Source organism: Bradyrhizobium sp. RT6a (genome assembly GCF_040547675.1).
Lineage (GTDB): Bacteria > Pseudomonadota > Alphaproteobacteria > Rhizobiales > Xanthobacteraceae > Bradyrhizobium.
On the sequence record NZ_JBEPQC010000002.1, the window covers coordinates 976,402 to 997,454 of the forward strand.

Annotated in this window: 19 protein-coding genes; 14 read left to right on the forward strand and 5 right to left on the reverse strand. The window is 63.5% G+C overall.

From position 1 onward, the window contains the following. Positions 1-819 (forward strand): aldo/keto reductase, encoded by an 819-nt coding sequence (locus ABIC03_RS14570; protein WP_354058819.1) that lies wholly within the window; start codon positions 1-3, stop codon positions 817-819. A gap of 49 nt (positions 820-868) precedes the next feature. Then, positions 869-1,864: a cell envelope integrity protein TolA gene (gene tolA, locus ABIC03_RS14575; protein ID WP_354058820.1), complete on the forward strand. Its 996-nt coding sequence runs from the start codon at positions 869-871 to the stop codon at positions 1,862-1,864. Positions 1,865-2,476: 612 nt separating this feature from the next. On the opposite strand, the gene ABIC03_RS14580 is transcribed toward tolA, so the two are convergent. The 3 genes from ABIC03_RS14580 to ABIC03_RS14590 form a co-directional block, all read right to left on the reverse strand. Further along, positions 2,477-3,529 carry an HlyD family secretion protein gene (locus ABIC03_RS14580; protein ID WP_354058821.1) on the reverse strand — a complete coding sequence of 351 codons (1,053 nt, stop codon included), beginning with the start codon at positions 3,527-3,529 and terminating at the stop codon, positions 2,477-2,479. Then, complete coding sequence (locus tag ABIC03_RS14585; protein ID WP_354058822.1) at positions 3,526-4,791, reverse strand: glycosyltransferase family 2 protein; 1,266 nt, start codon at positions 4,789-4,791, stop codon at positions 3,526-3,528. The genes ABIC03_RS14580 and ABIC03_RS14585 overlap by 4 nt, the downstream gene beginning before the upstream one ends. A gap of 1,033 nt (positions 4,792-5,824) precedes the next feature. Further along, positions 5,825-6,541: a DUF599 domain-containing protein gene (locus tag ABIC03_RS14590; protein ID WP_354058823.1), complete on the reverse strand. Its 717-nt coding sequence runs from the start codon at positions 6,539-6,541 to the stop codon at positions 5,825-5,827. Between the two features lie 125 nt (positions 6,542-6,666). Here ABIC03_RS14590 and ABIC03_RS14595 point away from each other — a divergent pair, with 125 nt between their 5' ends. The 4 genes from ABIC03_RS14595 to ABIC03_RS14610 all read left to right on the forward strand — a co-directional run bounded on the left by ABIC03_RS14595 (position 6,667) and on the right by ABIC03_RS14610 (position 9,454). Further along, positions 6,667-7,329 carry a glutathione S-transferase family protein gene (locus tag ABIC03_RS14595; protein ID WP_354058824.1) on the forward strand — a complete coding sequence of 221 codons (663 nt, stop codon included), beginning with the start codon at positions 6,667-6,669 and terminating at the stop codon, positions 7,327-7,329. A 307-nt stretch (positions 7,330-7,636) separates the two neighbouring features. Then, the gene (locus ABIC03_RS14600; RefSeq protein WP_007611353.1) at positions 7,637-7,840 is read left to right on the forward strand and encodes a hypothetical protein; all 204 of its coding nucleotides are present in this window, start codon (positions 7,637-7,639) and stop codon (positions 7,838-7,840) included. A gap of 159 nt (positions 7,841-7,999) precedes the next feature. After that, positions 8,000-8,971: a hypothetical protein gene (locus tag ABIC03_RS14605; protein ID WP_354058825.1), complete on the forward strand. Its 972-nt coding sequence runs from the start codon at positions 8,000-8,002 to the stop codon at positions 8,969-8,971. A 42-nt stretch (positions 8,972-9,013) separates the two neighbouring features. Then, complete coding sequence (locus ABIC03_RS14610) at positions 9,014-9,454, forward strand: DUF1489 family protein (RefSeq protein WP_275167966.1); 441 nt, start codon at positions 9,014-9,016, stop codon at positions 9,452-9,454. Here the strand turns inward: ABIC03_RS14610 and panC are convergent. Then, positions 9,451-10,302 carry a pantoate--beta-alanine ligase gene (gene panC / locus ABIC03_RS14615; protein WP_354058826.1) on the reverse strand — a complete coding sequence of 284 codons (852 nt, stop codon included), beginning with the start codon at positions 10,300-10,302 and terminating at the stop codon, positions 9,451-9,453. The two genes, ABIC03_RS14610 and panC, sit on opposite strands and share 4 nt — an antisense overlap. A gap of 274 nt (positions 10,303-10,576) precedes the next feature. Here panC and ABIC03_RS14620 point away from each other — a divergent pair, with 274 nt between their 5' ends. The 4 genes from ABIC03_RS14620 to ABIC03_RS14635 all read left to right on the forward strand — a co-directional run bounded on the left by ABIC03_RS14620 (position 10,577) and on the right by ABIC03_RS14635 (position 14,374). Continuing rightward, positions 10,577-11,500 (forward strand): division plane positioning ATPase MipZ, encoded by a 924-nt coding sequence (locus tag ABIC03_RS14620; RefSeq protein ID WP_007603231.1) that lies wholly within the window; start codon positions 10,577-10,579, stop codon positions 11,498-11,500. 345 nt (positions 11,501-11,845) lie between these two features. Next, positions 11,846-12,706, forward strand: a complete 861-nt coding sequence (locus ABIC03_RS14625; protein ID WP_275167964.1) for an alpha/beta fold hydrolase — start codon at positions 11,846-11,848, stop codon at positions 12,704-12,706. A gap of 122 nt (positions 12,707-12,828) precedes the next feature. Further along, the gene (locus tag ABIC03_RS14630) at positions 12,829-13,578 is read left to right on the forward strand and encodes a vWA domain-containing protein (protein WP_354058827.1); all 750 of its coding nucleotides are present in this window, start codon (positions 12,829-12,831) and stop codon (positions 13,576-13,578) included. Positions 13,579-13,648: 70 nt separating this feature from the next. After that, entirely contained in the window at positions 13,649-14,374 is a 726-nt protein-coding gene (locus ABIC03_RS14635) for a DnaJ domain-containing protein (protein WP_007603236.1), read from the forward strand. A 223-nt stretch (positions 14,375-14,597) separates the two neighbouring features. Here the strand turns inward: ABIC03_RS14635 and ABIC03_RS14640 are convergent, their stop codons facing one another. Further along, on the reverse strand, positions 14,598-16,442 hold the full coding sequence (locus ABIC03_RS14640; RefSeq protein ID WP_275167962.1) for a D-alanyl-D-alanine carboxypeptidase: 1,845 nt from the start codon (positions 16,440-16,442) through the stop codon (positions 14,598-14,600). A gap of 387 nt (positions 16,443-16,829) precedes the next feature. On the opposite strand from ABIC03_RS14640, the gene ABIC03_RS14645 reads away from it, so the two are divergent. From ABIC03_RS14645 to clpA, 4 genes are all read left to right on the forward strand, one after another. Next, on the forward strand, positions 16,830-17,168 hold the full coding sequence (locus ABIC03_RS14645) for a phasin family protein (protein WP_354058828.1): 339 nt from the start codon (positions 16,830-16,832) through the stop codon (positions 17,166-17,168). A gap of 161 nt (positions 17,169-17,329) precedes the next feature. Continuing rightward, a complete protein-coding gene (locus ABIC03_RS14650) occupies positions 17,330-17,473 on the forward strand; it encodes a hypothetical protein (RefSeq protein WP_354058829.1) in 144 nt (47 codons plus the stop codon). Positions 17,474-17,951: 478 nt separating this feature from the next. Next, positions 17,952-18,284 (forward strand): ATP-dependent Clp protease adapter ClpS, encoded by a 333-nt coding sequence (clpS, locus tag ABIC03_RS14655; RefSeq protein ID WP_018455182.1) that lies wholly within the window; start codon positions 17,952-17,954, stop codon positions 18,282-18,284. A gap of 293 nt (positions 18,285-18,577) precedes the next feature. Beyond that, a complete protein-coding gene (gene clpA / locus ABIC03_RS14660) occupies positions 18,578-20,983 on the forward strand; it encodes an ATP-dependent Clp protease ATP-binding subunit ClpA (RefSeq protein WP_247498631.1) in 2,406 nt (801 codons plus the stop codon). The last annotated feature ends 70 nt before the right edge of the window (positions 20,984-21,053 follow it).

Sequence of the window (21,053 nt, forward strand, 5' to 3'; positions counted from 1 at the left end):
ATGCTGTTCGTCGAGACCAATGGCGCAAGAATACCGGCGATCGGGCTCGGAACCTGGGAGCTGAGCGGGCGCATGTGCGCACGTGTGGTCGAGCAGGCGCTACGGCTCGGCTATCGCCACATCGATACCGCACAGGTTTACGAGAATGAGCGCGAGGTCGGCGACGGCTTGCGTGCCTCCGGCGTGCGCCGCGACGACATCTTCCTGACGACAAAAGTCTGGACCAACCATTTTGCGCCCCATGATCTCGAGCGCTCGGTCAAGGAGAGTCTGGCGCGCATGCGGCTTCCCTCGGTCGATCTCCTGCTGCTGCACTGGCCCAATTCGCACGTGCCGCTGGAGGAGACGCTGGGCGCACTGTCGCATGCCAAGCGCATGGGCCTGACCCGCCACATCGGCGTCTCCAATTTCACCGTCGCGCTGATCGAGCAGGCGGTGGCGTTGTCACCGGAGCCGCTGGCCTGCAACCAGGTCGAATACCATCCTTATCTCGACCAGGCGAAGGTGAGGGCGGCTTGCGATCAGCACGGGCTCGCGCTGGTCGCCTACAGCCCGATCGCCAAGGGGCGGATCAAGACCGACCAGACGCTCGCCGAGATCGGGCGTCTTCATCGCAAGACGCCGGCGCAGGTCTGCCTGCGCTGGCTGGTGCAACAGAATGTCGCTGCGATCCCGCGCACCTCGCGCGTCGAACGCCTGTCGGAAAACATCGAGATCTTCGATTTCGAGCTTTCGGACGACGAGATGGCCCAAATCGCCGCGCTGGCCAGTCCCAGGGGCCGCCTGACCGATTTCGGCTTCGCGCCAAAATGGGATTGAGAGGGGGCTGCCGTATGCTAGGACCAGCTTGGCAACCTGAAGTCAGGCGATGGAACTGCGGAAGATCATACGGACGGACATTGCGGCGTCGGCGATCGCCCATCTGACGCTGGTCGCGCTGATCATCGTGATCAGCAAAGTCCATCCGTTTCACGCCAGCCCGCCCGAATCGGTTTCCGTCAGCATCGTGACGCCGGAGCAGGTGAAGCAGGAGGAGGCCAAAGCCGAGGAGAAGGCCGAGGAAAAGCTCAAGAAGCCGCCGGAGCTGCCCCCTGACCTGAAACTACCGAAGCTGGATTTCACCGACAAGGACAAGGCGGCGGCCGCGCCGAATCCCGAGGCGAAGCAGCAGGCCGCGGCACCGTCCTCGAAGCAGCAGGCCTCGCCTGAACAGCCGCAGCAGAAACAGCCGCAGCCACAGCCTTCGCAGACGTCGCAGCAGCAGCGCGAGGCAAATGCGCAGACGCAACCGCAGCCTCAACAGCCACAGCCTCAGCCATCGCAGTCGCCGCCGCCTCAGGCGACGCCGCAGCCCCCGACACCGCAGCCCCCGGCGCCGCAGCTACTGCCACAAGCGATGCAGCAGCCAGCCGCGCCGCCCCCGGCCTTTCAGGCGCCGGAGCCTGACGTCACTGTCAAGTACGGCGTCATGCTGGGCCTGCCGCCGGAATTGCCGGCGGAGCTGCCGAAGGACGCCCCCAAGGACGATGGCGGCGATGCCAAGGATTCAATCGCGGCCAAGTTGCCGGCCGAAGTGATCGCCGAGCTGCGTCGTCACTTGCGTAGCTGCGCCAAACTGCCGGCCGGGGTTGCGCCGACCGACAACGTCAACATCAAGCTGCGCACGGTGCTCGCGACCGACGGCACGCTGGCGCGCGAACCGATCCTGATCGAAGCCCCGCCGTCGGCAAAGGGCGTTGCGCTCGTGAAGTCGGCCATGAGCGCGCTTCAGGCCTGCCAGCCCTACAAGATGCTGCCGGCCGACAAATACGGGGAATGGAAGGTGATGGACCTGCCGTTCACACCACGGGATTTCGGCGGCTAGCAGGTAGTCATCTAGCCCGATGGAGCGCAGCGCAATCCGGGGCCGCTCGCGCTGCGTCTGGCACCTTCCCGGATTGCGCCGCTGCGCTCCATCCGGGCTACACGACCGCCTCTGTGTCCCCTCTGTCAATCCGCTCGCGCAAATATATTCCGCTTTGTGCCTGAAGCGAGACCACCCAGGTCGGTCGCGGCGACGGGCACGTCAAGTTGTCAGACCTGATCGGAATGGCCTCCTAGCGTACGGCCCCCACTTGCTGCTCAGCGCATAGAATGACCGTACGTCCAAATTTGCGTCTGGCGACTGACAAGCCGAGATCGCCGCTAATCCTTACAAGCCAGCCGGAGCACACGCTGGGGACACCACCATCTCAACCCAACACCTTGTGCACCGCGCGCTAGTGCCCACGATCTCGCAAGCTGGGTCAGCCGATACAATGTCGCGGCAGCACTTCGGGCACGTATATCCCGCGATGCTTGGTGCGAAGTCATACTCCGGACCAACGTAGGCGCAGATCATGTGGTGGAATACCGGAAACGAGATCAGAGCGGATGAGCCGCAAGCCGGGCAATTCGTTTGAGTCCCTTCGATCTGCATGCTGCACCTCGCTCCCTCTCACAGCTCGTCGAGCCCGAATAGTCCCACCAGCATGGAAGCGATCCGCGCGCTGAGTTGTGTGTAGTGCATGTGAACGTCGACGGCCGAGTTCAGCGCCGGGGGATGTGCGCCTGGGCTGAACCGAATTCGCGCGATTTGCGAGGCGGTACGCTCGCGCGCCGCCGATGAGCCCGCTCCGGGGTACACATCGGACACAGGCAAAATTTCCGCGATTTTGCCCAGAATTCGTCGGTTGCCGAACAGCACAAAGACTTCGTTGCCGACTTTTGGATCGGACAGGCGTTCGTTGGGAACGTACCAATCGACGAAGACATCCGTGGGGTCGAGAATTTCTGCAATCGGAGTGCCCGCCACCAGTGACTGGCCGGCACGCGCAGGATTGTTCGCGACGATGCCAGCTATGGGCGCAAAGACTCTCCCATCGGCAAATCTGCTTTCAACTTTTTCGAGGCGGTCACCGAGTTGCCGGCTGAATTCGTCGAGAGCAGCCAATTGAGTGCTGGCTTCGGCGGCTTCCGCCTCCTGCGAGACCACGGCTTTGTTCGCCAGGGCGCGCTCCCGGGACATGTCTATGCGGTAATTCAGGCTCGCAGCCGATGAGGTTGCGATAAGCTCGACAGCTTCCTCAGCAAGGCGCAAATGTGAGCGCGTCGCGTCGAGAGATTCGCGCGCAACCCGGGCTTTGACACGCAGTTCCGCCTTGCGGCCAGCGATGTCCGCGAGCGAGCGCATATAAGTCGCGACGATTTCATCGTGCTGCGGAGACCGAACCCTTCCGATTTCTTCGCCGGCCCTGACCGATGCACCTCTCAGCACGGTGATGCTGTTAATCTGCACGATGTAAGGCAGTGAAACCAAATATCTCGGCGAGGACACGCTACCTGGGCCGCCGAGATAGAGGAGTGGCCTCCCGAAATAGACGACAAAGAATGCGAGTATGCCGAATACGATTGTCGCATAGGCGGCGCGGACGGCCCGTCCGGCCGCACGCCGACGGCTCTCGATAGGATCGGGAATATGCGGATCGAGTCGCGTCAGGGTGACTGTCATTTGGCCACCTCTTCTGTCCGATCTCCGAACAATGCACGGCGAACGCGCGGCGGTACGAAATCATCGTTCCGCGACGAGGCAAAGATAATTTCTGAAGAATAGGAAAAGAACCGCGCGCACTTCAGATAGACGCCTTGGTAAAGCGGAAAGATCAGCGCCATCTTCCAGCCGAAGGTTCCGACGGATCGATGGAATAGGGCGAACACAAGTGCCATATTGAATACCGAGATCCAGAGCAACAATAGGTAGATCGCCGACAGAAACAACACGGCATTCGAGCCGAACAGCAGCACGATGTAGGCCAAGTAGAATGGCAGGCTGAGCGTCGGAACGAGATCGAAGACGATGAAGTCCAGCCGTTGGATTGTGTCCGGTAAACGCTCCAGCGGGTGGCGAAAACTCAGCTCGCCATACATCATGAAACGGATGCGCAGAGCATCGCGATCCCAGCGCGCCCGCTGGCGCAACAGACTTATGCCGCCTGCGGGGCCGGCTGTTTCCGCCCAGGCGTCCGACACGAAGCGAATGACATAGCCGAGCCTGCGGAGCCGCAAGGTGTACTCCATATCCTCTCCCGGGCCGACGTCGAGCCCGCCCTGCTGCGCGAAAATATCCCGGCGATACATGGAACAGGCGCCGGATAGACACGCGATCGCATCCACCACGTCGAGGATCGACCGCCCCGCGGTGATCGACATCAGGTATTCGACGCTTTGAAGTCCTGTCCATATCGAGTCGCGCTCGTTGCTGACCGCGATGCTGCAACTTGCGCCGGCGACGAGCGGATCGCCGAACGCAGCAGCGAGGCGCTCAACCGCGTTCGGTTCGAAGACAGTGTCGGCATCCACGGTCAAAAGCAGAGCGCCGCGGGCGAACCGTGCTGCAGCGTTGATGGCAGCGCTGCGGCCGCAGCGGGTCCCATGGCAGATGACCATGTCAACCAGGCCCTGCGCTCTCGCCCGCTCCGCTACCGCGCGTGTTTCGTCGGTGGAGCCGTCGTCGACGACGATGATTTCGACAGGTCGCAGGGTTTGCCGGCGCAGCGAGCTGATCGAAGGACCAAGCCCGGAGCCGCCGTTGAATGTCGGGATAATCACGCTTACTGTCGCCTGGCAAACCGTCGCGCTGGCGCTTCGCCGCTTCGAGCTGAACAGAGCAAGAGACACCAGCGATAAGGTGTAGCGGGGGATGTCGAATATCAGCAGCGAGAAGGCGAGTAGAAATAAACTCGTTCCGGCGAGCACTTCCACCATTTCGGACATGCCGCCACCTCCACTACGATTCCGAGCATCCGACCAAACCAAGCGAAGGCAATTACCAGACGAGAAAATGAAGACCATCGCGTTGATAGTCGAGTGGTAAATTGCGTAAACATTTGCTTTTTGTGTTTGCGCTATTCACCTGCAGCGTCGGCTTCGTCAGTTGACGATGACCGGCTCTCGAAGGCTATTGTTGGCGTGCCGGCATCAGCGTTGCGGTTGGAGTTGTTCCCCGCGCCGATAAATCCCACAAGGTAACCGGTCCGTCCAACCTTTCAGGCGCAAGACGGCCTCAGTCTGGAAAGACTGAGGCCGGTGGGGGCGTCGATGTACCGTTGGGGTCGGTACTCCAGAATTCTAATCGCGACGCACCAATTTGCGTATTGTCCTTGAGGACAACCAATCAGCACGTCGTCCCTCTCACACATCTGCGAACCGCCCGACGGGTATGCCGGACGGTCGTCCGTGCCACGCACACGCCGTTGATACGTGTCCTGCCGACGCCGCAGGCAGCAGCGACTTCCGTAATCAGGCTTTCGGGCTGTGCAATCGGGGCAGGTGTCATCGCCTGAGCCGATACTGCGAAGAAGAAGGCGAACGTGGCAATTCCGAGCGACTTGATCATATCGAGCTCCCTGGAAGCGCCCAACCGCCCGGCCGGCGCGGCGAAGCGATGGGCGCGACTCTCTCAAACTGATGCCCGCTCCTGTCAGAGAATTGAGATAGATCAAAGCGGCTTTACGGACTTCCCGTGCGGCAATCGCTACACATAGCAGGCCGAGACCGCCGGCTTAGGACTTTGATCGCAGGCTTCCCTGTACCCTCTTGGATAAGAGGGTGAAGTGACCAGGCAAAGATACGGGCGAAATCCCGCGAGAGCGCGAAGCTATGTCTGCAATTCAAAATGCGAGCTGGAAAAGTAGCGCTGCCGCCTCATACTGCGTCAATGCGAGCGTAGCGACTTGTCCGCCACACTCCGCTCTCGTGCCCCGGACGCAGCGCAAGAGCGCTGCAGCGCGTCCGGGACACGAGCGCGTCAACGACCGCGCTTCCGCATCTCCTCGCCATCCACCACCTCCGGCGCCATGGCCTCCCACGCGCTCGAGGCGAATTGCCGTCGCCACGTCACGATTACCACGGCTGCCGTGGTCACGAACAATACCCAGGGGCTGACGAACCAGCCGAGATAGCCGAGTGCGAAGAAGAAGGCACGCTGGCCGCGGTTGAAATGGCGGCCGGCGGATTCGAACAGGCGCGAGGTGCGGATCACATGAGCTTCGGCCTCCGGCGTGTCACGCTGCGAGGCCGCCGGCATGCCGCCGAACAGGATCGCGACATAGTTGAACAGGCGGTACGACCAGGCGAATTTGAAGAAGGCATAGACGCAGATCAGGACGAGGCCGACGCATTTCAGCTCCCACATCGCCGGCGAGGTGCTGAGATCGACCGGCAGCTTGCTCAAGATCGTGATCGCATCGTTGGTCGCGTGCAGCAGCGCCAGCGCGCCGCCGAGCGCGATCAGGCTGGTGGAGGCGAAGAAGGCGGTGCCGTTCTGCAGCGAGGCCATGATCTGCATGTCGACCATGCGCGCGTCGCGGTCGAGCAGCCGGCGCACCCACACCTCGCGGTAGCGGTTCATGCGCGCCGACAGGCTGTCGCGGCCATAGGCCGAATGCTCCAGCGTCAGCGCGTAGACCAGCCATTCGATGATGAAGAAGCCGACGGCGGTGATGTCGACCCAATGCCTGCTCATGTCTGTCTCCTGGCGAGGATCGCAACGCTTGCCACGCATGGCGAGGTGCAGCAACGATTGATTGGCGGCAGGCGATGGCGTTAAAAGCGGCTCGCTTCAAGGCGTATCGGGAAGGATGGATTGACATGGCTGCGCTGAAACTCGCAATCGGCAACAAGAATTACTCGTCATGGTCGATGCGGCCCTGGCTCGCGCTCCGCGCCAACGATATCCCGTTCGTGGAGACCCTCATCCCGCTCTACACCGACAATCCCGCGGACAAGGAGCAGATCATCTCGTTCAGCCGCGCGGGCAAGGTGCCGGTGCTGGTCCACGGCGACATCACGGTGTGGGATTCGCTCAGCATCATCGAATACATTGCCGAGCGCTATCCGGAAGTGAAGCTGTGGCCGGACGACGCCGCCGCCCGCGCCCATGCCCGTTCGGTGTGCGCCGAGATGCATTCCGGCTTCATGGCCCTTCGCAACGAATGCGGCATGAACCTGCACCGCCCGGTGCGCGCCGTGACGCTGTCGGCGGACGCCGAGGCCAACATCGCGCGCGTGCAGGAGATCTGGCGCGAGTGCCGGACCCGGTATGGCGCCGATGGACCGTTCCTGTTCGGGCGCTTCGGCGCGGCCGATGCGATGTATGCTCCGGTGGTGCACCGCTTCCGCACCTACGCGATCGAGGTCACGCCGGAGACCAAGGCCTACATGGACACGATGCTGGCGCTGCCGGCGTTCCAGGAATGGACCCGGGACGGGCTCGCCGAAACGCTGGTCATCGAAAAGTTCGAGAACGTGTAATCCGCGGTTGCGATCGGGCCTCGCTCGATCGCCCGAGTGGTCGGCGAGGAGAGGGACCTCACGGCCCAGGAACCGCCCACGCGGGTGGATCACGGCAGCCCCGACGGCCGTTTGCCCCATACCGCCTGAAGGACCGGTTCCAGCGGTATCATCGGCTGGCGGCATCACGCTGAAATAACTGCAAAATTCGCACGTTTGCCATGTTGCATACTGCTGGCCAAAAACGCCCGCTGCATGCTATACAGCGGCCGGGTTTCCGGCCGGCCGACGCAGTGGGACCATGGGCGTGGCAGGCGTTGTTTGAGTGATGGAGAGGGTGTTGAAGCACAAATTCCCTATTGGCGCGCGCGTATTGTTCACCGCGAGCAATGTCGCACGCCCCGCTGCCAGCGGCTCGTATGAGGTCATCCGCCTCCTGCCGACCGATGGTGACGACTGTCAGTACCGGATCAAGAGCTCGACCGAAGCCTTCGAACGCGTCGCCAAGGAAAGCCAACTCGCGCTGTCCTGAAGGCCGACGCTATCCGCGCATTGGCGCGTCCTCGGGGAATTGTATTCTGCCGCCGTCAAAAGGCCCGCTTCACCTTCAAAAGGTGGGCCGGGGGCAGTTGCCGACTCTCGGTGCTCGCTTTGACCATTCGCTCTCTGCTCGCGTGAGGGGACGTCGCGCATGAACTGGGCATGGGCCTCGTCGCTCGACCAAATCGGGCGCTCGCCGGCCCTTCCAATGTGGATGATGCTGGCGGCTGCCGGCTTCTTCGGACTGATCCTCCTGGTCACGCTGCTGCGCGCCGAGAGGTCGGTCGCCAACGGTGCGCTGAGCGTCATTACGCTGTTCGCCATTGCCATCGCGCTGGCTGCCGTCGTGCGCGTCGATGGACCGGCGGGGCAGACCACGCCGACCGAGGCGCGCGCACAGGCCGCGATGATCGCGAGCCTGCCGGCGCTGTCCTGCCTTGACGAACTCGCTGGCGATGCCGTGGCCATTGGCTGCGAGAAGGCGCTGTTCGGCGCGCCTGACGCGGCGGCGGCGGCCGTCTCCACCACCGCGGCCAGGATCGACCGGCTGACGGCGCTCGGCGATGCCGCGACCGCCGAGAACAGCCTGACGCCCGACATCAAGGTGCTGCGCAAGTCGCTGGAGCGTGATCGCTACGGCCTGGTCGCGCAGGTGCTGGTCGTGCGCGACGGCTGCACGCAGTTCGACTGCGCGGCCTTCCGCTCGCTGACCGATCAGCAGCAGGTCGCCGCCAACATGGATTCCCATCTCTACGACACGCTGGTCGCGCGCTACGCCCCGACCTGGAATGCGCCTGCAGCGGCGCAATCGTTGCCGGCCACGGCCGCGCTCGCCGGACTGCCGCCGTCGATGCCGACGGGCAAGCCGACCAATGCGGAATTCCCGAGCGCCTCGTCGACGCCGCCGGTCAGCATCATGAATCCGGAGCCGACGCGCCACACGGCGCCCGCCGCGAACGCAGCGGCCGCGCCGGCTCCGCGCGCCCCGGCAGCCGCTTCGGCACAGGCCGCAGCTCCCGCCGCGAAGAGGCCGCCTGCGCCGAAGGCTGCGCGGGCGCCGGCGGCAGCACCGGTTCCGCTCACGCCGCCGCCTGGGGCTCCCCCGGCTGCGGATAACGAGTAGATCGGCATTCCAAATGGGTGGCTGCCCGGCTAATGCTGGGGCATGCCACTACATCTGATCAAGCTCGCCGTCGGCTGCGAATCCGTCAAGGAATTGAAGGAGTGGACCGCCGAACGGATGCAGACCGCCAAGAAGAAGGGTCTGCCGCAACATCACATCCACATCACCCGCATGATGCCCAAGCGCGACGCCGAGATCCTGTCGGGCGGGTCGCTCTATTGGGTGATCAAGGGCGAGGTCGCCGCGCGCGAAAAGATCATCGGCATCGAGCCGTTCCGCGACAAGGACGGCATCGGGCGCTGCCGGATCGTGATGCAGCCGAAGGTGATCCCCGTGTCGCCGCGGCCGATGCGCCCGTTCCAGGGCTGGCGCTACCTTGCCGACGATTCGGTGCCGCCCGATCTCGGCAAGTCCGCCGCCGGCTCGATCGCGGCGATGCCGGAGCCGATGCGGCGCGAGCTGCGCGATCTCGGGCTGCTCTAAACCGCGATATTGTCGATCAGCCGGGTCGTGCCGAGCTTGGCCGCGACTAGGATGCGCAAGGGGCCGTCCTTGCGCGAGGTGACAGGCGCCAGGGTCGCTGCATGGCGGACCTCGAAATAGTCGAGCTCAAAGCCGGCCGCCATGATCATCGCGGCTGCGCGCGCCATTGCGGCCGCGACCGCCTCGCCAGCGCGGATGCGCCCGGCGCTCTCCTTCATGGCGCGGTACAGTGTGGTTGCGGTCTGCCGCTCCTGTGGCGACAAATAGACGTTGCGCGAGGACATCGCGAGCCCGTCGCGCTCGCGCACGGTGCGGGAACCGATCACCTTGACGCCGAGGTCGAGGTCGCGGGCCATCTGCGCCACCACTCGCAACTGCTGAAAATCCTTCTCGCCGAAGATCGCGACATCCGGCCGGCACTGCGTGAACAGCTTGCCGACGACGGTGGCGACGCCGCGGAAGAAATGCGGGCGGAAGCGGTCCTCAAGGCCGGCCAGCGCCGGTCCCTCCGGCACGATGCGGGTCGCAAAGCCCTCCGGATACATGGCCTCGGCGCCGGGATGCCAGACGATATCGACGTCCTCGGCGGCGAGCCTGGCGAGATCGGCCTTCCAGGTTCGCGGATAGGCGCCAAAATCCTCGGTCGGAGCGAACTGGGTCGGATTGACGAAGATCGACACCACGACGCGGCTCGCGCGCCGTCGGGCCAGGCGCACCAGCGACACATGGCCGTCATGGAGCGCTCCCATGGTCGGGACCAGCGCGATCGTGGCCTTTCGCTTGCGAAGATTGTCGACGGCGCGTCGCAAGTTGGGGACCGTGCGGGCGATCAAGGGGCTGCGTGACATCAGAACTCGACGCGGTTGGGAATCGACGGGCGCGTCCCGGCGCCCGGCAGGCTAACCTTAACAAGCGGCGACCATGGACGCCACGCATCCGGATGCGGCACAGCATCCCGCGCGCAAGAGGTCGCGACATTGTGGGCTGGATCACAGACGCGAAGCGGCGCGGCGATTCATGATGAAGGACGGCGCGCCGCGAATTGTATTGCCTGTCACGCATTTCACTTGACCGCAGACGCGGCCAACTTGAAGATATTAGTTAGGGGTGTTGAGGATCGCGATGCTTGTGCAAGCTAGCCAAGGCCAGTCCGGCTCGGCGCATGTTGTCGTGCTCGGCAACGAGAAGGGCGGCTCCGGCAAGTCGACGACCGCCCTGCACATCGCAGTCGCGCTTCTGAAAGCCGGCCAGCGCGTCGCCACCATCGACCTCGACTGCCGTCAGCAGAGCTTTACTCACTACATCAACAACCGTTCCGCCTGGGCGCGCCGCACCAAGCTCGACCTCGAACTGCCGCTGCATCGCTGCATCAAGCTCGGTGAGACCATGCAGGTCGCCGAGAACGAGAATTCGGAGTTCCTTCAGTTCATGGAAGCGGTCTCGGCGGTCGAGAGCAGTTTCGACTTCATCGTCATCGATACCCCCGGCACCGACAGCTACCTGATGCGGCTTGCGCACTCGATGGCCGACACGCTGGTGACCCCGATCAACGACAGCTTTCTCGATTTCGATGTGCTCGGCACCGTCGATCCCGCCAATTACGCGGTGACGGGCGAGAGCCACTACGCCGAGATGGTGCGGGACGTCAGGCGCAAGCGTCGCCAGCTCGACGGCGCGACCACCGACTGGATCGTGGTGCGCAACCGCCTGTCGATGCTCGGCTCGCGCAACAAGCAGCTGGTTGCCGAGGGATTGAAGGATTTGTCGCTGCGGCTCGGCTTCCGCTACGTCGACGGTTTCGCCGAACGCGTCGTCTATCGCGAGTTCTTCCCGCGCGGTCTGACCGCGCTGGACGAGATCGACGAGGCCACGCTCGGCATGCGGCCCAATCTCGGCCATCTCACCGCGCGGGAGGAGGTGACGAGCCTGCTCCGCCAGCTCAAGCTTCCGCTCGACGAGCGCGGACGCCGCCGCGCGGCCAACCGCGCCGAGTGGTTCAATCAGGTCGACAAGCCGCTCGAGGTTCACGACATCCTCGGCGCCTGAGGCGGCGGTATATCGCTACTTCCGGCCGATCAAAGCGGACGGTCTCCCGCGGGAACCGAGCCCGCGCTCAACCGTTTTCACCCCGCGTTTACTGCAAAATTGAACCCGATCGAGACAGGTTGCGTCGGAAGGTGAGGTGCACCCTGGCGTAGCCGTGTGAGAGCGAGGTGCCCAAGAAACGTGTGCGCCGCACAATGAAAGGGCTGATGGTTCACAATATTTAGCCTTCCTGTCACGCGCCTGTGACATATATTAGGGAATAGGCGACCAGGGGCCGAAGAGCTCCGGAAGAACACGATTTTCAACAGGGATTCAGGCCGCAAGAGCCTGAGGCTGAGGACGAAAATGAAGCGTGGAATTGCCGTTCTGGTTTCGGTCAGTGCCCTCTGTGGCGTCGCCTATTTTACGGCGAGCAAGTGGGCAATCAGGCACGAGACCATCACCTTCTACGATGCCTCGCGCGACAACCGTGCGGTGCCCGTCGATATCGCGATCCGTCGTGACAAGGAAATGCAGGCCAATGCCGGCATGATCACGATGCCGGTCGCCGTGATCAACCACGGCAACACCGTCAAGAACACCGAGTACGGCTTCCTCGCCAACATTTTCGCGGCGCGCGGCTACCTCGTCGTCAGCCCGCAGCATGATTTGCCGACCGATCCTCCGATGGTGACCAAGCCCGGCGAGATCTATGTCGGCCGGCTGCCGCAGATCCTGCGCGGCGTCGCCAACATCCATCTCGCGATGCAGGAGATGAAGAAGGTTCAGCCCAACGCCGACTACGACAGGGTGACAATGGTCGGCCACTCCATGGGCGGCGACATCACGATGTATTTCGCCAAGCAGTATCCGGATGAGGTCAAGAAGGTCGTCACGCTCGACAATCTTCGCGTGCCCTTCGTCACCGCCGGCAAGTTCAAGATCCTGTCGTTCCGCTCCACCGACCCGCAGTTCAAGGCCGATGCGGGCGTGATCCCGACCGACGAGGAATGCGAGAAGGCCGGCATCCAGGTCGTGAAGACCGAATTCCAGCACAACGACATGCGCGACACCGGTCCGGACGCGGCCAAGAACTCGATCCAGGGCATGCTCGACAAGTTCCTGAGCGCGACCGACAGCGAAGTGGCGCCGGTCGACACGCAATCGTCCCCGCCCAAGATTCTCGAGCCCGGACCGGTCGCTCTGATGGCGCCTGCCAAGAGCTGACGCCTTCCTCATCGTCGATACCGATTCTTCAAAGCCTCCGCCGGCTACCGCCTGCGGGGGCTTTGCACATTGACCGGGCTTGATCCGCTGACCACATTAGTCGCTCACGCTAGGGTCAAGGGATGTCGGGCGAACCCATCAAACCGCGCGGCCGCGATGCCGTCTCGGCGCAACCAGGCGGCGCTGTGCCGCAGGCGGGGACCTCGACCTCGGAGGACATCGCCGCCTTCGTCGCCAACGCGCGCGCGCTATCACCGCATGCGCCCGGTGCGAAGGGACGGCTGATCTTCGCGCTGGATGCGACGATGAGTCGGCAGCCGACCTGGGACATGGCCTGCGCGCTTCAGGCCGACATGTTCCGTGAGACCGCCGCGCTCGGCAGTCTCGACATCCGGCTCGTCTACTATCGCGGCTTCAACGAGTGCCGCGCCACGGGATGGATCTCCGACAGCGCCAGGCTTGCGGCGCTGATGAGCAAGATCGATTGCCGTGGCGGCGACACCCAGATCGGCAAGGTGCTGAGCGAGGCGCGGCGCGAGGCGGTCGCATCCGGCGTGCGCGCCGTTGTCTTCGTCGGCGACGCCATGGAGGAGAACGTCGACGAGCTCTGCGCCAAGGCCGGCGAGCTAGGCATGCTCAAAGTGCCTGTGTTCGTATTTCAGGAAGGCCATGACGCGGTGGCCGAGCAAACCTTTCGCGAGATCGCGCGCCTGACCGGCGGCGCCTGGTGCCGGTTTGATCCGGGCGCGGCGGCGCAGTTGCGCGAACTGTTGCGCGCAGCCGCCGCCTACGCGGCCGGCGGACGCGAGGCGCTGTTGCAATTGGCGAAGACCGCCAGTGGCGCGGCCAGGCTGATCGGCCAGATGAAGTAGCGCTGGCGCGCGGCCGGCGGTGGCACAAGGACACGATGCTTTTTGGCGGTAGGCCGACTATATTCCGGCCATGACCCTGATCGCCGGCGCTATCGCTGTTATCACCCTTTATCTGCTGCTCCAGATGTTCCGTTCGGCCAATCCGGCCGTGCTGGCACGCGCGATCAGGTTCGGCGGCGGCGTGGTGGCGCTGGCTGTCGCAGCGTTCACGGGCTTGAAGGGCGAACTGGTGGTGGCGATCCCGCTCGGGATATTCGGTGCCGGGCTCCTGGGCTGGACACCGATGGCAAACGCCGGCTTCGGCAATATCGGCGGGCTGTTCGGCGGGGGCGCGACGCGCCCGGCCGGTCAGGCCTCGCGCGTGCGCTCGCAATTCCTGGATATGCGGCTCGATCACGATTCCGGCCAACTCGGAGGCCGGATCGTCGCCGGTCCTCACGCCGGGCGCGATCTCGATGAGTTCGATCTCGCGGCCCTGCTGGCAATGGTCCCGGCGTTCGACGCCGAGAGCGTGGCCCTACTTGAAAGCTATCTGGACCGCCGGTTTCCCGCTTGGCGTCAGAACGCGCAGGGCGACGCGGCAGGGGGGCAGCGCCGCACGGTGGCGACCGGCAAAATGACGACGGAGGAGGCCTATCAGATCCTTGGCCTGCAGCCGGGGGCGGGGCGTGACGACATCAGCCGGGCTCACAAGTCCCTGATGAAGAAACTGCATCCCGACCAAGGGGGCTCGACGTATCTCGCTGCCCGTGTAAACGAGGCCAAGGATACTCTGCTTCGCACGCATAACGGCTAACTCCGGCACCACGCTACAAACGCTCGTCCCGTGTGAGCTCCGTTTGCTCTGTTTGCCGTCGCCCGATGCCCGCCGTTGTCGGCGTGGTCGATCCCTTGCGTAAAGTTTTAACCGTAAATCCTTGACGAGAGGTTGTCGTGGAACAGCCTCGTCGGTCACCGCATCCCAAAAATGAAAATGCCCGCGCGAGGCGCGGGCATTTTCATTGGAGCGGTGCGAAAGATCAGTTGCGGACGGTCATGCAGGAGATATCGGCGCGCTTCAGGGTGCGGCAGACGGCTTCGGCCTGGTCTCGGTCGAGCCCGGCGAAGCGGGCGCGGTAGAGCTTGCGATTGTCTTTCGCGACGACCGGCTCGGTGAACGGGTCGGCCTTGCTGAGCAGGCCGCGGGCCGAGCTGCGTGCGGCGTCGATGCGCTGCTGGGCTTCGTTCTCGCTCTCGAGCGCGCCGACCTGGACGATCCAGCCGCTGTGGGTGACGACCGGCTTCGTGGTGGCGCTCATCTGGATCGGCTGCAGCGCCGGGTCGGCTGACGCGAGCTTCGGAGCAGCCGGGGCGGGCGCAGCGGCGGTTGCGGCCGGCAATACGCCGAGGATGCCGTTGCCGGTGCCGAAGCCCGCCGGCTGCCGCGGCAGCTCGGCACGGGCGATCTCGGCCTTCGGCGCTTCCGGTTGGCTGACGATCTCGTGCTTGTTGATGAGGTCTGCCCGGGCGACGACGGCGCCGGAGGTTTCGGCGATGTCGGAGCGAGCCGCAATCGTGCTCGTGACCTGCGGTGCGATCTGAGCCGGGGCGGCCGAGGCGACCTTCACGGCGCCGGCCTTGACCTGGACGGTCTTGACCCGGACCGGCTTCATCGGCTCGGACGAGCCGGGGATGATCGAGAGCGGCTGGCTCGAGATCACGCCATTGGTGAGCGGCGCAGGCTCGATCTTGGATTCAGTCGGCCGAACTTCAGGCTTGTTGGCTTCAGATCTGGGCTGAGCCGGCGGCACCGCGGCGGTCGCAGCCGCAAGCGTCGCCAGGCGCGCGGCGAGACGCGACGGGGCTGCTTCGGGAGCAGGGGCAGCCTGGACCTGCGGAGCGGAGCGGGCCGGGGTGTCCGACGCATCGGCAACCTCGGCAGCGGCGTCGGAGCCGTTGCGCTCGGTGACCGCCGCGACGGTGTGGGTGGTCGCGGCCTTATCGAGGTTCTCCGCGAGCAGGTTGCGCATGATGGCGTCGCGCGAGCCGCCGCTGCGGCCGCCCAGCACCACGCCGATCAGGTGGCGGTTGCCGCGGCGCATCGAGGTCACGAGATTGAAGCCGGAGGCGCGGGTGTAGCCGGTCTTGATGCCGTCCACGCCCTCGACATTACCGAGCAGATGATTGTGGTTCCGGATCGACTGTCCGCGCCAGTTGAACGTCGAGGTCGCGAAATAACGATAGTAGCGCGGGAAGCGCTCCTGGATGGCGCGGCCGAGCGTGGCCTGGTCGCGGGCGGTCGTGACCTGCTCGTCGTTGGGAAGGCCGTTGGCGTTGCGGTAAACCGTCCTGGACATGCCGAGCGAACGCGCCTTGCGCGTCATCATCTGGGCGAAGTCGTCCTCGTCGCCGCCAATGGCTTCCGCGATCACAACGGCTGCGTCGTTGGCGGAGCGGGTGACGAGACCCTTGATCGCGTCCTCGACGCGAATGGTCTGGCCGGCACGCAGGTTCAGCTTGGTGGGATCCTGATCGGCGGCGTGCTGCGACACCGGCATCTCGGTGTCGAGCTTCATCTTCCCTGACTCGAGGCGCTCGAACAGCAGATAGAGCGTCATGATCTTGGTCAGCGAGGCCGGATGGCGGATCCCGTCGGGACTCGTGGCCTGAAGCACGGAGCCGGAATTGCCGTCGACGATGATCGACGCGAATTTCGGGCTGGAACTCTCGGACACATCGCGCTGCACGCGGTGGTGCGCGGTGTGACGCCGGTGGCGCCGCGCCTCGGCAGCATCTGTGGTGAAGATGACTGCAGTGGTGACCGCAAGAAGCCCAAAAACGCCAACCCGCGCCAAGCGCGAGGAAGACAAGTTTTTACGAAGCATGAAACCCCGTCCCCGTTTCTGACTTGATCACCGGCTCGTGAGGCGAAATTGTGCCCAATGGACCCGGGATCATTACCTGCTCAGGCTGGCCCTCCGCAGGTGTTCGCCGCGGGGGACGTTGGGCCTGAGCCGCTGTTCTGGCTAAGGTGATGTTCTCCAACGGCTTTTGGCCGCTTGTGGAAGTTGAACACGTCCAGGGAATCAAGGTAGGGCGCCGCGGTTTCCAAAAGCTTAAGGAACCATTGCGGGAAACCCCGGGATTCGTGGCAAATTTTGTAGGTATTTGTGCGACGCACAAAATTCTTGACTTTTTTGTGCGTTGCACTAATTGTGAGCAGAGTCAGGGAGCCGGGGCTTCCCGACGAGAGCTAGGGAAAAGGATTCCGAATGTTCAAGGTTGAAGACTTTCAAGGCTACGGGAAAGAGCATTTCGAGCAGTACGTCGCCTCCGCGACCTCGATGCAGCACGGCCTTCAGGCGATCGCCAGCGCCTACGGCGACTACACCAAGAAGTCGTTCGAAGACACCAAGTCTTTCGTCGAGAAGCTTTCCGGCGTGAAGTCGCTGGACAAGGCGATGGAAGCGCAGACCGATTTCGCCCGTTCCGCCTACGAAACCTTCGTCGCGGAATCGCAGAAGATCGCCGGCCTCTACAGCGACCTCGCCAAGCAGGCGTTCAAGCCGGTCGAGACCCTCGTGTCGAAGTTCACTCCGGCGACGAACTAACGTTTCCTCGACGTCCTGGAATCAAAGGCCCGGCTGAAGCAGCCGGGCTTTTTTGTTTATCGCGGGGTGTGGTCTCAGCGCGCCGCGCGCCGCTTCGACGGCGACGTGCCGATGTCCTTGAACACCGAGACGTCTGATCTGCCTTCGTCACTCGATAGAACTTGTCGGTGCCGTTCGCGCAATATTGCAGCACGCTGGAGGTCGGGTCGCTGCCGGTGTTCACCTGCACCGTATGGATCGTGATGTTCGCCGCCTTGGCGTTATCGCACAGCTTCTTCTGCCGCGCGTCGATCTGCGAGGCGTGACGATCCCCGGAAATCTGTGCCTTTGCCCCTTTTCGCGTCACGCCATTGAGGGTCAATTGGTCCGTAGAAACCGGAGATATCCCGCTCGAAACCGCCGCAGCCGCGTTCCCGGCCGGGTTCCTGGTCAACATCTTCTAAACGGGCGGGGCGGAAGGTTTTGTCAAATCAGTCCGGATTGACTAACCTTGGCGAGGATCGCCCGACCCGGGAATCGGGACCGCCATGGCCGCCTCGGCCGAGCTGTCGCACGCTTGCGGCGAGCCGGGGTCAGGCCCATATTCGGTGAAGCCGATCTGGCTTGGACCGGACCGGTTGGAAGCGGCGATCCAACAAGGCGGTGCGCCTGTGCGAACTCCGAAGGCCGGGGCTGCGCGGCGAACCGCCATACGCTTCCGTGGGGAATTTGAACGCCTGAGCCATGCCGCAACTGTCTTCCAGACCAGACCTGTCCGCGGCCGCCGCCGCCCACGCTCCCCTGATGAGCAACGACGAGAACCGTTCCGGCGGTCCCTCTGCGCCAAACACGTCCGTCATCACCAAGGTCAAGCCGAAGACCAAGCGGCCGAACCTGTACCGTGTGCTGATCCTGAACGACGATTACACGCCGATGGAATTCGTCGTTCATGTGCTGGAGAAATTCTTCCAGAAGGACGCCGAGGCCGCAACCAAGATCATGCTGCACGTTCATCATCACGGGATCGGGGAGTGCGGCGTGTTCACCTACGAGATCGCCGAGACCAAGGTGACGCAGGTGATGGATTTCGCTCGCAAGCACCAGCATCCCCTGCAATGCGTGATGGAAAAGAAGTAAAACACCACACGTTACGGCACGTTTGAAGCCGGTGCTTGGGCATGTCGCAGTGATTGCCGCGTGATGTCTGCGCGTGATGTTCGTTGCAGACGGCAAAACTACGGAATTTCGGACCGGTGCCGATCGTGCCCCAATCGGAACGGGTTTTGCATCGAAAAGTACCGCAGCTGTGCAGCCGCCTGAGTCGCGGAACCGGTCTTTCGCCGCGATCTTGTATAACTATATGTGACAAAGGTTGTTGTTGCCTGACCGGGCGATGACGATCATGATGGTGGGGGCCATAGAGGACGCGAATGCCGACTTTTTCCCAAAGCCTTGAACAATCCCTGCATCGTGCACTGGCGATCGCAAACGAGCGTCATCACCAATACGCGACGCTCGAGCATCTTTTGCTCTCCCTGATCGACGACTCCGATGCAGCCGCCGTCATGCGCGCCTGTAGCGTCGACCTCGACAAGCTCCGTACGAGCCTCGTCAATTATCTTGAGACCGAATTCGAGAACCTGGTGACGGACGGCGCCGACGACGCCAAGCCGACCGCAGGTTTCCAGCGCGTGATCCAGCGCGCGGTGATCCACGTGCAGTCGTCCGGTCGCGAAGAGGTGACCGGCGCCAACGTGCTGATCGCGATCTTTGCCGAGCGCGAGAGCCATGCCGCGTATTTCCTGCAGGAGCAGGACATGACGCGCTACGACGCCGTCAACTATATCAGCCACGGTATCGCCAAGCGGCCGGGTGTCTCCGAGGCGCGGCCGGTGCGCGGTGTCGACGAGGAGACCGAGACCAAGGGCAGCGAGGACGCCAAGAAGAAGGGCGAGGCGCTCGAGACCTATTGCGTCAATCTCAACAAGAAGGCGCGCGACGGCAAGATCGATCCGGTGATCGGACGCAATTCCGAGATCAACCGTGCGATCCAGGTGCTGTGCCGCCGGCAGAAGAACAATCCGCTGTTCGTGGGCGAAGCGGGGGTCGGCAAGACCGCGATTGCGGAGGGCCTGGCCAAGCGCATCGTCGACAGTGAGGTGCCGGAGGTTCTGGCGGCTGCGACCGTGTTCTCGCTCGACATGGGCACGCTGCTCGCCGGCACGCGCTATCGCGGCGACTTCGAGGAACGTTTGAAGCAGGTGCTGAAGGAGCTCGAGGCGCATCCCAACGCCATCCTGTTCATCGATGAGATCCACACCGTGATCGGTGCGGGCGCGACGTCGGGCGGGGCGATGGATGCCTCGAACTTGCTCAAGCCCGCGCTCGCTTCCGGCACCATCCGCTGCATGGGCTCGACCACCTACAAGGAATACCGCCAGCACTTCGAGAAGGACCGCGCGCTGGTGCGGCGCTTCCAGAAGATCGACGTCAACGAGCCGACTGTCGAGGATGCGATCGCAATCCTCAAGGGCCTCAAGCCGTATTTCGAAGACTACCACAGGCTGAAATACACCAATGAGGCGATCGAAGCTGCGGTTCAGCTCTCTTCGCGCTACATCCACGACCGCAAGCTGCCGGATAAGGCGATCGACGTGATCGACGAATCCGGCGCGGCGCAGATGCTGGTCGCCGAGAACAAGCGCAAGAAGACCATCGGCATCAAGGAGATCGAGACTACGATCGCCTCGATGGCGCGGATCCCGCCGAAGAGCGTGTCGAAGGACGATGCCGAGGTGCTCAAGCATCTCGAGCAGACCCTGAAGCGTACCGTGTTCGGTCAGGACAAGGCGATCGAGTCGCTCGCCGCTTCGATCAAGCTGGCGCGAGCCGGCCTGCGCGAGCCGGAAAAGCCGATCGGCTGCTATCTGTTCTCGGGTCCGACCGGCGTCGGCAAGACCGAGGTCGCAAAGCAGCTTGCGGCGTCGCTCGGCGTCGAGCTGTTGCGCTTCGACATGTCCGAATACATGGAGCGGCACACCGTGTCGCGTCTGATCGGCGCGCCTCCCGGCTATGTCGGCTTCGATCAGGGCGGCCTGCTCACTGACGGCGTCGACCAGCATCCGCATTGCGTGGTGCTGCTCGACGAGATCGAGAAGGCACATCCAGATCTCTATAACGTGTTGCTCCAGATCATGGATCACGGCCGGCTCACCGACCACAATGGCAAGCAGGTCAATTTCCGCAACGTGATCCTGATCATGACCACGAATGCGGGCGCGTCCGATCTCGCCAAGCAGGCGTTCGGCTTCACGCGTTCGAAGCGGGAAGGCGACGACCACGAGGCGATCAACCGGCAGTTCGCGCCGGAATTCCGCAACCGTCTCGATGCCGTTGTGTCGTTCGGCCATCTCAGCGTCGAGGTGATCGGGACGGTGGTCGAGAAGTTCGTGCTTCAGCTCGAAGCGCAACTCGGCGATCGCGATGTCACCATCGAGCTGTCCGAACCCGCCAAGACCTGGCTGGTGAAGCATGGTTACGACGAGCAGATGGGCGCACGTCCCATGGCCCGCGTGATCCAGGAGCACATCAAGAAGCCGCTGGCCGACGAAGTGCTGTTCGGCAAGCTCAAGGGTGGCGGCCATGTCCGCGTCGTTCTGGTCAAGGACGAGGCCGACGAGACCAAGGACAAGATCGGCTTTGAGTTCGTCGAGGGTCCGGTCACGCCGAAGCAGGAGAAGCTCCCGGGTGCCCGCAAGCGTCCGCCGGGCAAGTCCAAGCCCGGTGGCCCCGGCGGCTCGAAGGGGCCGACCAAGAGCCCGCTGGTCAAGGCTTGATCCGCACGCGATGAATTGAAAAGGCCGGCTGAGAAGCCGGCCTTTCTTATTGGCAGTCAAATATAAGCAA

What these genes read in the sequence shown, in the direction of transcription:
- ABIC03_RS14570 (WP_354058819.1), top strand. Translation starts at nt 1, where the DNA reads ATGCTGTTCGTCGAGACCAATGGCGCAAGAATACCGGCGATCGGGCTC.
- tolA (WP_354058820.1), top strand. Translation starts at nt 869, where the DNA reads ATGGAACTGCGGAAGATCATACGGACGGACATTGCGGCGTCGGCGATC.
- ABIC03_RS14580 (WP_354058821.1), bottom strand. Translation starts at nt 3,529, where the DNA reads ATGACAGTCACCCTGACGCGACTCGATCCGCATATTCCCGATCCTATC.
- ABIC03_RS14585 (WP_354058822.1), bottom strand. Translation starts at nt 4,791, where the DNA reads ATGTCCGAAATGGTGGAAGTGCTCGCCGGAACGAGTTTATTTCTACTC.
- ABIC03_RS14590 (WP_354058823.1), bottom strand. Translation starts at nt 6,541, where the DNA reads ATGAGCAGGCATTGGGTCGACATCACCGCCGTCGGCTTCTTCATCATC.
- ABIC03_RS14595 (WP_354058824.1), top strand. Translation starts at nt 6,667, where the DNA reads ATGGCTGCGCTGAAACTCGCAATCGGCAACAAGAATTACTCGTCATGG.
- ABIC03_RS14600 (WP_007611353.1), top strand. Translation starts at nt 7,637, where the DNA reads ATGGAGAGGGTGTTGAAGCACAAATTCCCTATTGGCGCGCGCGTATTG.
- ABIC03_RS14605 (WP_354058825.1), top strand. Translation starts at nt 8,000, where the DNA reads ATGAACTGGGCATGGGCCTCGTCGCTCGACCAAATCGGGCGCTCGCCG.
- ABIC03_RS14610 (WP_275167966.1), top strand. Translation starts at nt 9,014, where the DNA reads ATGCCACTACATCTGATCAAGCTCGCCGTCGGCTGCGAATCCGTCAAG.
- panC (WP_354058826.1), bottom strand. Translation starts at nt 10,302, where the DNA reads ATGTCACGCAGCCCCTTGATCGCCCGCACGGTCCCCAACTTGCGACGC.
- ABIC03_RS14620 (WP_007603231.1), top strand. Translation starts at nt 10,577, where the DNA reads ATGCTTGTGCAAGCTAGCCAAGGCCAGTCCGGCTCGGCGCATGTTGTC.
- ABIC03_RS14625 (WP_275167964.1), top strand. Translation starts at nt 11,846, where the DNA reads ATGAAGCGTGGAATTGCCGTTCTGGTTTCGGTCAGTGCCCTCTGTGGC.
- ABIC03_RS14630 (WP_354058827.1), top strand. Translation starts at nt 12,829, where the DNA reads ATGTCGGGCGAACCCATCAAACCGCGCGGCCGCGATGCCGTCTCGGCG.
- ABIC03_RS14635 (WP_007603236.1), top strand. Translation starts at nt 13,649, where the DNA reads ATGACCCTGATCGCCGGCGCTATCGCTGTTATCACCCTTTATCTGCTG.
- ABIC03_RS14640 (WP_275167962.1), bottom strand. Translation starts at nt 16,442, where the DNA reads ATGCTTCGTAAAAACTTGTCTTCCTCGCGCTTGGCGCGGGTTGGCGTT.
- ABIC03_RS14645 (WP_354058828.1), top strand. Translation starts at nt 16,830, where the DNA reads ATGTTCAAGGTTGAAGACTTTCAAGGCTACGGGAAAGAGCATTTCGAG.
- clpS (WP_018455182.1), top strand. Translation starts at nt 17,952, where the DNA reads ATGAGCAACGACGAGAACCGTTCCGGCGGTCCCTCTGCGCCAAACACG.
- clpA (WP_247498631.1), top strand. Translation starts at nt 18,578, where the DNA reads ATGCCGACTTTTTCCCAAAGCCTTGAACAATCCCTGCATCGTGCACTG.